The sequence below is a fragment of the Dolichospermum sp. UHCC 0260 genome (genome assembly GCF_009711985.1).
In the GTDB taxonomy this organism is placed as follows: Bacteria; Cyanobacteriota; Cyanobacteriia; order Cyanobacteriales; family Nostocaceae; genus Dolichospermum; species Dolichospermum lemmermannii.
In genome coordinates, this window is record NZ_VIKZ01000052.1 from 32,082 (window position 1) to 46,547 (window position 14,466).

Below are 14,466 nucleotides of genomic sequence, written 5' to 3' on the forward strand. Positions count from 1 at the left end.
TGTTTGATACAATCATCAAGTCTAATTCCTCTTCAGCATTTCTGGGTTGAACTTTTACTGAAATAAAAATCTGACAATAAAGAAAAAAGTTCACGATCTGAAGTATCGGAGGGAACAACATTCTCATAGTCATCATCACTGCTGAATTATTGACATACTCCCCAGCCTAAAGGCTTGGGGATTCTAGGCTCAAACAGCAATTGCAGGCAAAGCCCGACTTACACTACCTAACCCAACAGTCGAATTTATTAAATTAGAAAATACCTGATATAAAACTTAATAAATGATGCGTAATAGGTAACGGGTAAGGGGTGAAAAAAGAAAGTTCTTCACAACCGACAACCGACAACTAACAATTGACAAATGACTAAAAAACAAAAATTTCCTTACCTACTGGGTTCTAAATGGACTGCACAACAAAAAGTTGATGGCTGGCGACATTTTCAGGTTGTTAACCGTAAAAATCAGGGTAAATGGGTATATGCAGAAATGGTAGCAGCTTGTGATCCTCAAGTGCGCTTTTGGTTAAATGCTAAATTATTGCAAGATAATTCCCAGTGGTATGCTGGGTGGCAAACTTTGCAAGAAATTAATTCTATTGAATCCGATCCAAAAAAGCTAACAAAAGCTAACAATTGTTAGCTAACCCTAATTGATAAAAAAACAAGGGATGATCAAAATATAGGAAAATTTTGATCATCCCTTCCGACTAGATATTTTATTGTAAAATCTGATTCCGACAGTATTCTTGCGTAGGTGTCACAGAAGCAACTTCCACCTCTACAGGTTTCTCTGGAGTGGGGTTAATAATAAACTCACTGGGTCCTTGATGAGGTTTTTGAGAATTTCCCCAGTCATAAGTATAACCTAAACCAGACCAAGGATAATATTCCTTTTTAGCATTGGTGTAGGAATTGGTATATATTGCCTTGACTACAGGACTACTATCAGGAACAGGTAAAGGTAAAAGATTACAACTAGCATCGTTAATTTCTGCATCAATACATGGTCTAGTTAGATCTTCTGCTTTTACCCACATTTCGACAAAATGGGTTTTCGTAGAATATTTATTTAAGATTAATCCCAAATACTGTTGTAACCGCAATGAAAGTTCAACATTATCAGGAATATTGCTATCAATAGCTTGATATTTCTGACAAAATTCTTTCACTTGTGGAACTGCTGTAAACCAAGTTTGATAAGGTAGCAGTTTTTTTGTACCTATTGGCCAATCTGAACTTGGGCTACTTGTATATTTCCAAGTTGACATCAAATATTCTATTTTGCCATTATTTTCTCTCCATTTAACCTGTGGATTATTTGGAGATAAAGCCAAAAGATTATTCACTACTTCATCTGCTAATGGTTGTTTAGCATCTTCAATACTTTCTGCCAATTTTTTTGTCAGAATATTATAAGTTTCTGGTTGATACTGCAATAGATAATCATAGACATTTTGGGTTACTTCCAATTGTGATAATTGGGTTTTTGCTACGGGTGTACTATAGCTAGTCATTCCTTCAGCTAATACCCTAGTTTGCCATCCAAAAACTAAAAATGCACAACAAAGTAAGCCCAAAAATAATTTATGCTGCCAATTTCTCATGATTAATCACTTGGTACGTTAAATTTTCCGTCAAAGATGATTCTACATGAAAACACTATCAATTCTGTAACAATAATTGTTAATAAAACATTAAAAATACTTAAAAAAATATCGTAACCATAAATTTCATATATTCAGAATTTTTACTAGCGTATTAATACTTAAAAAAGATAATGTGTCAGCACTTTTCCAGGACATTGACTAGTAGTCTGTCAGAGGATGTTTGAAAAGTTTTTAATGTATCAATAAACCCCTCTCCAAACCTCTCCCCGACGCGGGGAGAGGCTTTGAAACCCCCATTCCCTTGTAGGGAAGGGGGGAAGGGGGGTTAGGTTTCGGAGATTGTTGGTTTCATCTAATACTTTTCAAACAACCTCTCAAGATAAAAATGATGGACTGTAGTGTGAGCGTCTCGCTCACGCGGGCAAGATGCCCGCACTACAAGAGTTTCATAATTCAAGTTTGTACCTCATTAGAAGTCAACAAAAGTATTGCAGGTGAAGTTGCTAGTTTCAAAGGGGTTATGAATATTCCCAGGAAGGAAATTGTCAACAGAAATTAACTACAGAAATTAACTATATTTGCGATATCTGAAATAAAGCTAAAAACGCACATTCCCAAACCAAGCGAGGTTGGGCATAACAAAGTAAATGTTTCCGAGTTTTTTCTAACTGTTGAATAATTTTTGGTTCATGTATTTGTTGCCAATAGTATTGTTGCAGATAATCAATTAACCATAATTGAGCTTCAGTATCTAATTCTTTATCAATTTTCTTGGCTAATTCTAAAGCATGACGGTAAGAAGTCGGGGTTTTTTTCACCTGGGCGATGAACTCGCTAGGAATTTTTTGTAATTGTTGATAAGATAAAATCGCATTTCCTGGACTACCTGCGGCTATATTTAAAACCTCTGGATGTTGCAAAATTTCGGCATTTCCTGTTTGCGTCAATACCTGACTCATCACAGCAATATCCAACCGATAAAAAGGAATCTTTTGACAACGGGATACTAAAGTTGGTAACACAGATTCTGGTGAAGGGGCAATTAAAATTAATGTCGCTTTTCCCGGTTCTTCCAAAGTTTTTAACAACGCATTAGCCGCAGATTCCGCCATTGTTTCCGCTTGTTCTAGGACTATGATATTTCTCTCTGCTGCCAAGGGTGGCCGAGAAAGAAATTGCGTAATTTCTCGAATTTGTTCCAAACGAATCACTGGTGGGGCTTTGCGTTTAACGCCCTTTTCTGCTGCTTCTGCTGGTGTAAGTCTTTGTCCTTGAAATTGATAAGTTGGTTCTACCCACAATAAAGCCGGATGATTTCTTTGACGAATCCGATTTTGTAAAAGGGGAATTTGATCAGGTGCTACAGAACTGGAAAAAAGTAATTCAATAAAACACCGGGCTGCTAAACTTCTACCTACACCATCTGCACCTACAAACATATAAGCAGGTGCAACTCGATTTTGTTTAACAGACTGAGTTAGTAATTCTACTGCTTGCTGTTGTCCGACTAATGGTGAGAACATAAATTATGAAAACAGGCGATTATGTAAAATTTCCTGTATACTTTGTTGCACATTTTCTTGACTATTATTCCCATCTACCCGTACAATCCGAGACGGATAAGATACAGCTAACTCCGTATATCCCCGCTGTACCCGCCGATGAAACGCAATTGTTTCTTGTTCAATCCTGTCTAATTTAGCTTGTCCACGTTTGCGAGACAGCCCTATCTCCACATCTACATCTAACCAAATAGTTAAATCACTAGCTAAACCACCAGTAGCAATTTGATTAAGTTGATTAATTATACTCATACTTAAACCCCTGCCATAACCTTGATAGGCAATAGTAGAATCAGTATAGCGATCACACAAAATATACTTCCCTATGGCTAAATTAGGTTTTAATTCCTCTTCAATGTGTTGCGCCCTATCCGCAGCATACAATAACAGTTCCGTCACTTCCCCCACGGGCTTATTAAGTGACTTTTCCAATAATAACATCCGTAAATCCTTTCCTAACTCTGTTCCCCCCGGTTCACGAGTCAGCACCACAGATATATTTAAACTTTCTAGCCACTGAGAACACAGTTGCATCTGAGTAGTTTTACCACAACCTTCTACCCCTTCAAATACAATTAATTTACCACTCATATTGTCAAATTTTGCTACTACCGATTTTATGAACTCATTTTCTCACGTCTCAAACCATACCTAATTCCCGAACGACTGTAAAGGCATATAGCAGCTTTCAGCGGTTAGTAGTCAGAACTAAATTACTTTCAGTCTAAGCTTCTATGATTGAAATTAGAATTTCATTTAACTGCATACCGCTATAGTATTTACCTATATTAATTTACCATGACTATAAAGAGTTTATTGTCAACTCCTGAATCTGGCAATAACAAATATTTAACCCCCTTCCAAGTGGAAACCTATAGTTTTTTAAGCATAATCAACCCCCCAATAGATTTGACTAAATTACGAACTTAGTTAATTACATAAAAAGTCATCAAATCCAAAAAGAACTTACCTGAAAATAAAAAATACAATAATGCCTATAACTGGAGATACCAATGAAAATTTATTCATGTCTTCATTATTTTCACAAAATCACTATCTTTTTTGGACAAAACAGTATTATGATAAATAATAAATAGCAAGCCACTTATATAAACTGGAGATAAAATATAAAATTGCCAATAATGCAACAAACAAAAATTTCTACCAGGGGATTACTTCACCTGGGATTATCTTTTTCCCTATTAACAGGACTTTATGCCTGTGGTAAAGAAGGCAATTCTAGGATCAATCTTGAAAATTTAAATATTGGTGTGAATGTAACACAGATTCAAAAAGTTACCAAACAAAATCAGGACACTACAGTTTACATTCAAGGTAAAATAGAAAAGATCGCTCCTTTAATTCAGAAAAAAGCATATCAAATCAACGACTCAACTGGAAAAATCTGGATTATCACTAATCAAGGCAATTTTCAAGTTGGAGAACAGGTAGTATTGAAGGGTAATGTACAGTACAAAAGTGTCCCTTTAGCTGGCAAAGAATACGGAGAAATTTATTTAGAGGAAAAATAATTTATGAATAATCAATTAGTTCATGTAGCCGTTACCATTCTCTATCGAGAAAATAAATTCCTGATGCAATTGCGGGATAATATTCCTAATATTATCGCTCCTGGTTGTTGGGCTTTGTTTGGTGGACATATCGAACCTGGAGAAACTCCAGAAATAGCAGTTCAGCGAGAAGTTATGGAAGAAATTGGTTATGAGTTAACTGACTTTACTCAATTTGGAATTTATAGCGATGAAAAAGCTGTTCGTTATGTATTTCAAGCACCATTGTTAATAACAGTAAATCAACTTGTTCTTTCTGAAGGTTGGGATCTAGATTTGTTAACAGCAGAAGATATCTATAGAGGTGAATGTTATTCTGTAAAAGCAGGAGAAGTAAGACCTTTAGCAAGTTTACCTCAGAAAATAATGCTGGATTTTATCAAAAACCTATAGTTCGATTACTCGATTTACAAGCCCTTTAAAGTTCTCCAGAAATTTTGCAAAAATTAGACTATTAATAAATTCCATGCAGCCAGTAAACAATCTACCAAATCTACCTAAATGGTTAAATATAGGATTAGCCTTTCCTGTTATTCTTCTGAATGGTTGGCTATTAATTCAATTTATTAACTACTTTCAACCTTTAGTCAGTGTTATCTCTGTCGCTATTCTCTTAGCTTTTGTGCTAGATTATCCGATTAAACTGCTCCAAAAACGTGGAGTACCTCGCATTTTAGCAGTTGTCGTAGTATTACTATTATCTATTATTATTTTAGGTGCTGTAGGTGTTATTCTCTTACCACTTATTCTGGAACAACTGAATGAGTTAGCTAATCTTCTTCCCTATTGGATTGAATCGGGAACTCAGCAAATAGAAGCTTTGCAAAATTGGGCAGCTACCCAGCAGTTACCAGTAAATTTAAGTGGATTAGCTAGTGAATTTTTAGGAAAAATATCTAGTCAACTACAATCTTTGACTGGAAAAATTCTCGGTTTTGCTTTTGATACTATTGGAAATTTATTTAACTTACTAATAGCCATAGTTCTGACTATTTATCTAGTATTGAATGGTGAAGCTTTATGGGATGGAATTTATCTGTGGTTTCCGTCCCAAATTGCTAAAAAAGTTCGAGAATTACTCCGAGAAGATTTTAATAATTATTTCATTGGTCAAGCTACACTAGGTGCTATTTTAGCCGTGTCTATAACATTGGCATTTGTCCTTTTACGAGTCCCTTTATCACTCCTTTTCGGGATAGGAATTGGTTTATTTTCTTTATTTCCTTTTGGGACTGGTATTGGGGTTGGTATTGTCAGTTTATTAATAGCTTTAAAAGATTTTGGCTTAGGATTAGAAGTTGCGGCTATAGGTGTAGCTATTGACCAAATTAATTCTAATATTATTGCCCCACGCATTTTAGGAAATTTAACCGGCTTAAATCCTGTATGGGTGGTAATTTCTTTATTAATAGGCGCAAAATTAGGCGGTGTATTGGGTGTATTGGTTGCTATTCCTCTCGCTAGTTTTATGAAAGATATGGCTGATAGTTGGCGGAATGGTGAATTTAATAAAACCGCTGTTGATAGTGAATATCTGCAAGAATCTTGAATAGCATTGAGATTTTCACAAATTCAACTAGTAAAGAACTAAAATATTCACATCACCCCACAGGAGGCTGTATGAGTCAGGCAACTTTAATTTTAGTAAAAACCTTATTTACTAATGATGAGTTAACATCACCTTTATTTCCTAATTTTGTTTGTATCGTTGGTAGTTTATTTGTTTGAATTGATAAAAATTGCCAGCGACACACCCCCCAACGCTTTAATCAGATTGTTTTCAAATAATATTCCGTAGGTACAGGCGCAAAAATCAAGAAAATGATTACAATATTCAAGGTGAAATCTAATTCTCTTGCGTAACTAATCATGGAAAATTTTGTTTTTTACAACCCAGTTAAAATCTTGTTTGGCAAAGGTCAAATCGCCAACATTGCTTCAGAAATCCCCGCAAATGCGAAAATCCTTATTACCTATGGCGGTGGTAGTATTAAAGCCAATGGCGTTTATGATCAAGTAAAATCCGCATTAGCTGGCAGAAATTTATTTGAGTTCGGTGGAATTGAACCCAACCCCCATTTTGAAACTTTGATGAAAGCGGTCGAATTAATCCGCAAAGAAAGCATTGATTTTCTCTTAGCTGTGGGTGGTGGTTCAGTTGCTGACGGGACTAAATTTATCGCTGCTGCTGTTCCTTTTGTGGGCGACCCTTGGGATATTTTAGCAAAAGCCGCACCCGTAACTGCGGCTTTACCAATGGGGGTGGTTTTGACTTTACCCGCAACTGGTTCGGAAATGAACACAAACTCAGTTGTGACTAAGTGGGAAACTCAAGAAAAGTTGTTTTTCGCTAGTCCCTTCGTGTTTCCTAAATTTTCAGTTCTTGACCCAGAAACGACTTTCTCCCTACCTCCTCGGCAAATCAGCAATGGTATTGTTGATGCTTTTACTCATGTAATGGAGCAATATTTAACCTATCCAGTCAATGCACCATTACAAGACCGCATGGCCGAATCAATTCTGAAAACCCTGATTTGCGAAGGACCAAAAACCTTAGCAAATCCCACAGATTATGATGCCAGGGCGAATTTAGTTTGGTCGGCAACAATGGCATTAAATGGGTTAATTGCTGCTGGTGTCCCCCAAGATTGGACAACTCACATGATTGGTCATGAGTTGACAGCGTTGCATGGTTTAGATCATGCTCAAACTTTGGCGGTTGTACTACCTAGCACTTTAACAATTCGCCGCGATCGCAAATGGCAAAAACTTCTACAATATGCAGATAGAGTCTGGGAAATTAGCGGTGGTTCAGAAGAAGAACGGGTAAATGCAGCAATTACTAAAACTCGTGATTTCTTTGAATCAGTTGGTGTTCGGACTCACCTATCTGACTATGGTATTGGATTACAAACTATTCCAGCCGTGATCAAAAATTTAGAAAAGCATGGAATGACAGCTTTGGGGGAAAATAAAGATGTTAATCCGCAAGTTGTTGAGCAGATTTTAGCTCTTTGTGCTTAGAAATTCCAGAGATATTCTCGTTTTGCTGGCTTAGATATGAGGAAATAAGTGAAAGTTTTAGTTATCGGTAATGGGGGACGGGAACACGCTCTAGCGTGGAAATTGCTACAATCTGAAAAAATAAACAAGCTTGTTTGCGTACCAGGTAACGGTGGTACAGCAACTTTGCCAGGTTGTGAAAACTTGCCTTTAGCAGTAGATGATTTTGCTGGTATCAGCGAATATGCGATTAATCATGGGATTTCTTTAGTAGTTGTCGGTCCAGAAGTGCCTTTAGCTCAGGGAATTACTGATTATCTGCAAAATCAAGGCTTAATGGTATTTGGTCCAAATAAAGCAGGGGCGCAAATAGAAGCAAGCAAGGCTTGGGCTAAAGCTTTAATGGAGGAAGCCGGAGTTCCTACTGCGAAAGCTGCGGTATTTACGGAAGCAGCCCCGGCAAAAGCTTACATTCAATCTCAGGGTGCGCCCATTGTTATTAAAGCCGATGGTTTAGCTGCTGGAAAGGGGGTTACAGTTGCCGAAACTATTGCCCAGGCTGAAGAAGCAATTGAGGCAATTTTTCAAGGACAATTTGGATCTGCTGGCAGTTCCGTTGTCATTGAAGAATGTTTAGTAGGGCAGGAAGTATCTGTTTTAGCTCTAACCGATGGTTTAACCATTCGCCCATTGTTACCTGCTCAAGATCATAAGCGCGTCGGCGAAGGTGATACAGGAGAAAATACTGGTGGGATGGGTGCTTATGCTCCTGCACCAATCGCCACACCGGAGTTAATGGCACGGGTACAAACAGAGGTGTTAGAAAGAACGATCACAGCTTTACAGTCCAGAGGCATTGACTACCGAGGCATTTTGTATGCGGGGTTAATGATTTCACCAGATGGGGATTTTCGGGTTTTAGAATTTAACTGTCGTTTTGGTGATCCCGAAACACAAGTAATTTTACCGATGCTAGAAACTCCTTTGGAAGATTTAATCTTGGCTTGTATAGAACAGCGGTTAGGAGATATGCCGCCGATTGCTTGGAAACAAGGGGCTGCGGCTACGGTGGTGGCTGCTGCTGGTGGTTATCCGGGAGAGTATGCTAAGGCTAAGGTAATTACTGGCTTGGCAGCAGCCCAGACAGCAGGGGCGACGGTGTTCCATGCGGGGACAAGATTAAATGCAGCCCAGGAAGTTGTTACAGATGGCGGTAGGGTGTTAAATGTGACGGGTTTGGGTGAGGATTTCCAGGAAGCTTTAGCTCAAGCTTATGCAGGTATCGAACATATTCAGTTTGATCAGATGTATTATCGCCGAGATATTGGTTATCGGGTTTTAGGCTGATTTATTTTTGGATAAATAATTTGTTTCGCGCAAAGACACAAAGGAGCAAAGGCGCAAAGGAAGAAGGAAGAAGGAAGAAGGAAGAAGGAAGAAATACATTTATGATGCTGTGGGGACTTGATCACTTTTTGGTGGTCGGTCCAAATTTTGTTCTTCTTGTATCCCAGTCCTCCCCGCAAATTGAGAAAACTTTGTATGCTGGTATCTATATGGTTCTTTATAGTTTTTAATTAAAATTAGTGCAAGAAGATTTTCGCTTAATTGTTGATTTGGTTTTGGTGTTTGCTGTTGCTGCTTGCGGTGGACTCTTAGCTGCACTATTAAAACAACCTGTTTTGCTGGGATATATCATCGGTGGTATGGTTGTTGGTCCCTCTGGACTAAGGCTGATTAAAGAACTTGTCCAGGTGGAAACCTTGGCTCAGTTTGGAGTCGCGTTTTTGTTGTTTGCTTTGGGTGTGGAGTTCTCTTTAACGGAACTCAAAAAAGTTAAGGCGATCGCTCTCGGTGGTGGTACTTTACAAATTATCCTCACTATTCTCATCACTGTTTTGGTCTGTGGTGTCACTGGTGCTTGGGGAACTCTACCGGCTAAAGGTGTATTTTTGGGTTCGATTTTGTCTTTGTCTTCCACTGCTGTGGTTCTCAAATGCCTCATGGAACGCAATGAAACCGAAACACCTCACGGACAGGTAATGCTGGGGATTTTAGTAGTTCAGGATTTGGCTCTGGGGTTCATGTTAGCTGTATTACCAGCCCTTCATCAACCAGGAGAAGCCATTGGGGTGGCTGTGGTGATGGCATTGGTGAAAATTGGTTTATTTGCAGCGGGTGCAGTTGTGGCTGGGATTTGGTTAATTCCCCCTTTACTCAGATTATTAGCCAGCACTGAAAGCAAGGAGTTATTTTTATTAGGTGTCGTCACTATCTGTTTAGGAATTGCTCTGCTCACAGAATATTTAGGACTATCCATTGAAATGGGGGCATTTGTCGCCGGTTTGATGATTTCTGAGGTGGAATATGCTGATGAAACTTTGACGATTGTTGAACCTTTACGGGATATATTTGCTAGTTTATTTTTTGTTGCCATTGGGATGTTAATTGATCCAGTATTTTTGTGGCAAAATCTGGAGTTAATTCTGGGATTAGTGGCTTTAGTTTTTGTGGGTAAGTTTTTAATTATCACCCCTTTAGTCAAGTTATTCCGTTACCCTTTAAAAACAGCTTTAATTGTCGGTTTAGGACTAGCGCAAATTGGGGAATTTTCTTTTGTTTTAGCTAGTGAAGGACAAGCTTTGGGTTTGGTTTCCCGACGCATATATTTACTAATTTTAGGAACTACCGCAGTGACTTTAATGCTGACTCCTTTTGTCTTGCGGTTAGTCCCATTTTTATTCGATTTTGCTGAATCTATGCCTTGGCTGAAACCATATTTGGTAGATGATCAAGCTCATGATTTTTCGGAAGATCTACCACAGAAAAATCATATAGTAGTTTGTGGTTATGGACGGCTTGGTAAAAATTTGGTGAAGCTGTTACAGCAATATCAATTACCTGTAGTAGTTATTGATCAATCAGAAAGTCGAATTCAGCAATTACGGGATGCCGGAATACCTTATGTTTATGGTAATGCGGTGAGTCTTCATGTATTAGAAACCGCCGGTGTCAGTCATGCTCAAGGTATGGCGATCGCTCTCCCTGATCCTGCCAGTATTCGTTTGTGTTTAAAACGGTCTTTGGAAGTATGTCCAGAATTAGATACAGTTGTCCGTGCTACCCAAGATAAAAATATTGAACTACTTTATCAATTAGGTGCAAAGGAAGTAGTACAGCCAGAATTTGAAGCTAGTTTAGAAATGGCAACTCATCTATTAATTGGGGTGGGTTTATTACCAGAGATGGTACAACAGAAAATGCAACAAATTCGCCAAGATCATTATTTGGATTTACGTCCTGAAAGTTCCGCTGCTGAAGTTTCTAAATATTTACAAAAAGTTACCCGTGATTTAAATCGTCGTTGGTATGATTTACCAGCAGATTCACCTTTAATTGGCATGAGTTTGGAAGAGGTGAATATGCGTTATTTAACTGGGGTGAGTTTAATGGCTATTCGTCGCGCTGATGGGGAAGAAATTGATTATCCTCATAATCAAACTATACTTCTTTTAGGCGATCGCTTGTTAGTGGTAGGATCGGCCGAAGAACTCACTGCTTTAGTGGAGTTTGCTGAAGGTAAAATTAATATTTCTGACGAAATAGAAAAATGAATACTCAAGTGTATTCAGTTATAATATCAGAAATAATTACAAAAAATATGTGGTAATGTTTTAAAATACCACATATTCATATTCAGCTATAAAGCCGATATTTTTTAATGGGTTACAATCATCATATAATTGGGAAATTTATGTTTAATCCCCAACTATTTAAGTAGTTTGTCAAGTCACCAGGATTTAATCCTAACCCGTTAAAAACACCCTCTAGTATGGGATTTAAAGGAACAGAAGTGAAAGAGTCTGTAGCGTTATCTGTAGTCGCACCACCTACTATAATTTCTTGTTGTTTAATAGGTATATCTGTGAATAAAGGTATATCTGTGATTAGTATTTTAGACATTCTAGAAATATCCTTAACGTTGATTAGTCTCGCTAAATTCCACCGTTAATTTAAATAGTAGAAAAACTAATAATAGAAAGTCAATACGATAAGCAACGATAAGTAACACGGTTTTATCTAGGTTTTACTGATAGCGTAACGTAGCGTAAGCCATAGATGAGAAGTCAGGACGGGAGCAAAAAGAAAGGAGTTAAGTTTAGCTAAAGACCCAACTTCTCAAAACATCTAGACATCTAATTTATACAGGCGTAACTTCCGAGTTAGCATTTGGCTAGACTAATTCTCTTTAACCTACATATTACCTAATGCTTTCATGTAGGCGATCGCCTGTTTCCAAACCATAATCTGCTCATTATTGCCATCAAAAATACAGATACAATTGTGATCTTGCCAAAATATTCGACCTGTAATCAAATCACCAGTCATTAATCTAAATTCGACCATTAATTTTTCTTTAATACACTTCTGGACTTGACGAGTGCTAGGTAGGGAAGTATCAAATTGATTGGTTGGCATATATTATACTGGTAATTGGTGATTGGTGATTGGTGATTGGTAATTGGTGATTGGTAATTGGTAATTGGTGATTGGTAATTGGTGATTGGTGATTGACAACTGACGACTGTACGGGCGAAGCATTTGGAGAACTATTTTTGGCAATGACCGATAATTTATCTTCCAAATGCTTCGCCCCTACTGACAACTGACCACTGACAACTGACAAATTTTTTAATAGTATGAATGAATCTTTAATAATTCATTTAGAGCAAAATGGCAATCGAATTTACTAAGTATCACGGACTCGGTAATGATTTTATCCTCATTGATAACCGTTCCTCGTTGACACCAGTATTGACACCAGAGAAAGCGATACAGTGGTGCGATCGCCATTTTGGTATCGGAGCAGATGGTGTTATTTTCGCACTTCCTGGACAAAATGGCACTGATTACACCATGCGGATTTTTAACTCCGATGGTTCAGAACCAGAAATGTGTGGCAATGGAATTCGCTGTTTAGCGGTATTTCTGACGGAATTAGAAGGCATTTCTCGCACCAAGGATAAATATCATATTCATACCTTAGCAGGTGTGATTTCACCCCAACTCACAGATGAGGGTCAAGTTAAAGTAGACATGGGTGAACCCCGATTATTAGCAGGGGAAATTCCCACAACTTTATCACCTACAGAGTTTCAAGTCATTAATCAACCCTTAGAACTAGCCGACAAAACTTGGGATGTTACCTGTGTCAGCATGGGAAATCCCCACTGCATCACCTTTGTCGAAGATGTTGCGGCTATTGACTTAAAAAGCATTGGACCTAAATTTGAAAATCATCCCGTGTTTCCTAAAAAAACCAATACCGAATTTATTGAAATAGTCAATCGTAACTACTTGAAAATGCGAGTTTGGGAACGAGGCGCTGGAATTACTCTAGCTTGTGGAACGGGTGCTTGTGCGTCCTTGGTAGCGGGAGTATTGAATGATTTATGCGATCGCATTGCTACTATTGAATTACCCGGTGGCCCCCTAGAAATCGAATGGTCAGAACTTGATAACCGGATTTACATGACAGGCCCCGCAGAACGAGTATTTACAGGCAAATATTAAATTCAGCCTGTTTTGAGTTCTAAGTTATAAGAAAATAGGCTGAAAACCCCGGAATTGACACCTAAAAATCCAAAAAGTTTTCAGGTGTCAATGTTTTTTAAATACCTTATTTTAGTTAAATACTGATAGAAAATCAAGATTAATGATGTCAGTGATCATTTGACCAAATATTAGCCAGTATCTGTTAAGATTGATGAAGAATTAATAATTTTTAAGACCAATACTTGGAGAGTCTAATGTTTATTAGTGAATTATCGCCCCTATTTCAAGAACTTGCCCAACATCCAGTTTCATTTTTAGGTGGGTTTGTTTCCGGTGTTCTCCGACTTAATCTCAATGAAGATCCCGTCAAAAGTTGGCTAAATAAAAAATGTTGTGGAAATAGTTCCAGCAACCTCAGTACAGAGGCAGAAAATGGCAAAGCCAATGGACCGCAACAAATTACAATTGACTAAATAACGCAAGTTGTTAGTTATCTAAAATTTAAGCTGGTAATGGGTAATTTGTCAAATTTTTACCTATTACCTATCCAATAGGTTAACTAAAATTTACCAAAAAATCTAAATTTAATTGAGGATTCGTGATAGAATGGGAACAGACTCAAAAATATCTGTTAACTCCAGTAGTTATAAAGAAATAATTAAGCGTCTTATTATCTATCACAGTGATCATTCTAGAGTTAGAGCAAAGGATCACAATAGAATGAAAGTGATTCAGAGAAATTTGTCAGATTAGCTCATCCCAAAGGTTAGTATTCAGGCAATCACGAGCTATATCTTGTAGTGAAACTGCACGATCAACAGTAAAGTTCGCTATTGTGCAAGTTAATATTGCAGTCTGTGGGTGCAACTGGACAAAGTAACCAAAAACTTGTTGAGCAAGGATATTGCCAGAGGCTGGTTTTGATGATAGGGTAGGTTGAGATTCCGTTTTTGAGAAAAAACCCCCAGTGGAAGTTAGCCAGCTAGGGGAGTTTAGTTATCAGGGTGCATCTACCAATTAAATGTTCTCAAGTGCATAACGATCCTCCGGATAAATTTATTTTTAACAAATTTGTTTTGAGTTCGGGATTCAAGTACTCAGATGTTTTTGACACCGGGGGGAAAAGAAAAAACCCCCAGTGGAAGTTAGCCAGCTAGGGGAGTTT

The 14,466-nt window shown here is 37.8% G+C and carries 15 protein-coding genes and 1 pseudogene; 9 read left to right on the forward strand and 7 right to left on the reverse strand.

Features of this window, described 5'->3' with window-relative positions:
* Positions 1 to 7: 7 nt before the first annotated feature.
* Positions 8 to 125 (reverse strand): annotated as a pseudogene (locus FJR08_RS18070) (ferredoxin:protochlorophyllide reductase (ATP-dependent) iron-sulfur ATP-binding protein); the annotation flags it as partial.
* 238 nt (positions 126 to 363) lie between these two features.
* Between FJR08_RS18070 and FJR08_RS18075 the strand changes: the two are divergent.
* A complete protein-coding gene (locus FJR08_RS18075) occupies positions 364 to 642 on the forward strand; it encodes a TIGR02450 family Trp-rich protein (RefSeq protein ID WP_015079566.1) in 279 nt (92 codons plus the stop codon).
* 76 nt (positions 643 to 718) lie between these two features.
* Here FJR08_RS18075 and FJR08_RS18080 read toward each other — a convergent pair whose 3' ends face one another.
* The 3 genes from FJR08_RS18080 to tmk all read right to left on the reverse strand — a co-directional run bounded on the left by FJR08_RS18080 (position 719) and on the right by tmk (position 3,762).
* The gene (locus FJR08_RS18080; protein WP_015079567.1) at positions 719 to 1,606 is read right to left on the reverse strand and encodes a hypothetical protein; all 888 of its coding nucleotides are present in this window, start codon (positions 1,604 to 1,606) and stop codon (positions 719 to 721) included.
* 575 nt (positions 1,607 to 2,181) lie between these two features.
* The gene (locus FJR08_RS18085; protein WP_015079568.1) at positions 2,182 to 3,132 is read right to left on the reverse strand and encodes a DNA polymerase III subunit delta'; all 951 of its coding nucleotides are present in this window, start codon (positions 3,130 to 3,132) and stop codon (positions 2,182 to 2,184) included.
* A 3-nt stretch (positions 3,133 to 3,135) separates the two neighbouring features.
* On the reverse strand, positions 3,136 to 3,762 hold the full coding sequence (gene tmk / locus FJR08_RS18090) for a dTMP kinase (protein WP_168634106.1): 627 nt from the start codon (positions 3,760 to 3,762) through the stop codon (positions 3,136 to 3,138).
* 551 nt (positions 3,763 to 4,313) lie between these two features.
* Between tmk and FJR08_RS18095 the strand changes: the two genes are divergently transcribed.
* The 6 genes from FJR08_RS18095 (at position 4,314) to FJR08_RS18120 (ending at position 11,359) form a co-directional block, all read left to right on the forward strand.
* A complete protein-coding gene (locus FJR08_RS18095) occupies positions 4,314 to 4,703 on the forward strand; it encodes a hypothetical protein (protein ID WP_015079571.1) in 390 nt (129 codons plus the stop codon).
* A gap of 3 nt (positions 4,704 to 4,706) precedes the next feature.
* Positions 4,707 to 5,135, forward strand: coding sequence for an NUDIX hydrolase (locus FJR08_RS18100; RefSeq protein ID WP_168634107.1), 429 nt, complete (start codon positions 4,707 to 4,709; stop codon positions 5,133 to 5,135).
* 73 nt (positions 5,136 to 5,208) lie between these two features.
* Complete coding sequence (locus FJR08_RS18105) at positions 5,209 to 6,291, forward strand: AI-2E family transporter (protein ID WP_015079573.1); 1,083 nt, start codon at positions 5,209 to 5,211, stop codon at positions 6,289 to 6,291.
* Positions 6,292 to 6,611: 320 nt separating this feature from the next.
* Positions 6,612 to 7,766 carry an iron-containing alcohol dehydrogenase gene (locus FJR08_RS18110; protein WP_168634108.1) on the forward strand — a complete coding sequence of 385 codons (1,155 nt, stop codon included), beginning with the start codon at positions 6,612 to 6,614 and terminating at the stop codon, positions 7,764 to 7,766.
* A gap of 48 nt (positions 7,767 to 7,814) precedes the next feature.
* Positions 7,815 to 9,092: a phosphoribosylamine--glycine ligase gene (purD, locus tag FJR08_RS18115; RefSeq protein ID WP_168634109.1), complete on the forward strand. Its 1,278-nt coding sequence runs from the start codon at positions 7,815 to 7,817 to the stop codon at positions 9,090 to 9,092.
* Between the two features lie 239 nt (positions 9,093 to 9,331).
* Complete coding sequence (locus FJR08_RS18120; RefSeq protein ID WP_168634110.1) at positions 9,332 to 11,359, forward strand: cation:proton antiporter; 2,028 nt, start codon at positions 9,332 to 9,334, stop codon at positions 11,357 to 11,359.
* A gap of 121 nt (positions 11,360 to 11,480) precedes the next feature.
* On the opposite strand, the gene FJR08_RS18125 is transcribed toward FJR08_RS18120, so the two are convergent.
* From FJR08_RS18125 to FJR08_RS18135, 3 genes are all read right to left on the reverse strand, one after another.
* Complete coding sequence (locus FJR08_RS18125) at positions 11,481 to 11,708, reverse strand: hypothetical protein (RefSeq protein ID WP_168634111.1); 228 nt, start codon at positions 11,706 to 11,708, stop codon at positions 11,481 to 11,483.
* Positions 11,709 to 11,999: 291 nt separating this feature from the next.
* Positions 12,000 to 12,224: an RNA chaperone Hfq gene (locus FJR08_RS18130; RefSeq protein WP_168634112.1), complete on the reverse strand. Its 225-nt coding sequence runs from the start codon at positions 12,222 to 12,224 to the stop codon at positions 12,000 to 12,002.
* Positions 12,205 to 12,432: a hypothetical protein gene (locus tag FJR08_RS18135; RefSeq protein ID WP_168634089.1), complete on the reverse strand. Its 228-nt coding sequence runs from the start codon at positions 12,430 to 12,432 to the stop codon at positions 12,205 to 12,207. Before FJR08_RS18135 ends, FJR08_RS18130 begins: the two co-directional genes overlap by 20 nt.
* Before the next feature lie 47 nt (positions 12,433 to 12,479).
* Here FJR08_RS18135 and dapF point away from each other — a divergent pair, with 47 nt between their 5' ends.
* Complete coding sequence (dapF, locus tag FJR08_RS18140; RefSeq protein ID WP_015079581.1) at positions 12,480 to 13,319, forward strand: diaminopimelate epimerase; 840 nt, start codon at positions 12,480 to 12,482, stop codon at positions 13,317 to 13,319.
* A 236-nt stretch (positions 13,320 to 13,555) separates the two neighbouring features.
* The gene (locus FJR08_RS18145; RefSeq protein WP_015079582.1) at positions 13,556 to 13,774 is read left to right on the forward strand and encodes a hypothetical protein; all 219 of its coding nucleotides are present in this window, start codon (positions 13,556 to 13,558) and stop codon (positions 13,772 to 13,774) included.
* Positions 13,775 to 14,466: the final 692 nt, after the last annotated feature.

Excerpts from the sequence above, each read along its gene's own strand:
- FJR08_RS18100 (WP_168634107.1), top strand. The coding sequence starts at position 4,707 with ATGAATAATCAATTAGTTCATGTAGCCGTTACCATTCTCTATCGAGAA.
- FJR08_RS18080 (WP_015079567.1), bottom strand. The coding sequence starts at position 1,606 with ATGAGAAATTGGCAGCATAAATTATTTTTGGGCTTACTTTGTTGTGCA.
- FJR08_RS18075 (WP_015079566.1), top strand. The coding sequence starts at position 364 with ATGACTAAAAAACAAAAATTTCCTTACCTACTGGGTTCTAAATGGACT.
- FJR08_RS18125 (WP_168634111.1), bottom strand. The coding sequence starts at position 11,708 with ATGTCTAAAATACTAATCACAGATATACCTTTATTCACAGATATACCT.
- FJR08_RS18105 (WP_015079573.1), top strand. The coding sequence starts at position 5,209 with ATGCAGCCAGTAAACAATCTACCAAATCTACCTAAATGGTTAAATATA.
- FJR08_RS18145 (WP_015079582.1), top strand. The coding sequence starts at position 13,556 with ATGTTTATTAGTGAATTATCGCCCCTATTTCAAGAACTTGCCCAACAT.
- tmk (WP_168634106.1), bottom strand. The coding sequence starts at position 3,762 with ATGAGTGGTAAATTAATTGTATTTGAAGGGGTAGAAGGTTGTGGTAAA.
- FJR08_RS18085 (WP_015079568.1), bottom strand. The coding sequence starts at position 3,132 with ATGTTCTCACCATTAGTCGGACAACAGCAAGCAGTAGAATTACTAACT.
- FJR08_RS18095 (WP_015079571.1), top strand. The coding sequence starts at position 4,314 with ATGCAACAAACAAAAATTTCTACCAGGGGATTACTTCACCTGGGATTA.
- dapF (WP_015079581.1), top strand. The coding sequence starts at position 12,480 with ATGGCAATCGAATTTACTAAGTATCACGGACTCGGTAATGATTTTATC.
- FJR08_RS18130 (WP_168634112.1), bottom strand. The coding sequence starts at position 12,224 with ATGCCAACCAATCAATTTGATACTTCCCTACCTAGCACTCGTCAAGTC.
- FJR08_RS18110 (WP_168634108.1), top strand. The coding sequence starts at position 6,612 with ATGGAAAATTTTGTTTTTTACAACCCAGTTAAAATCTTGTTTGGCAAA.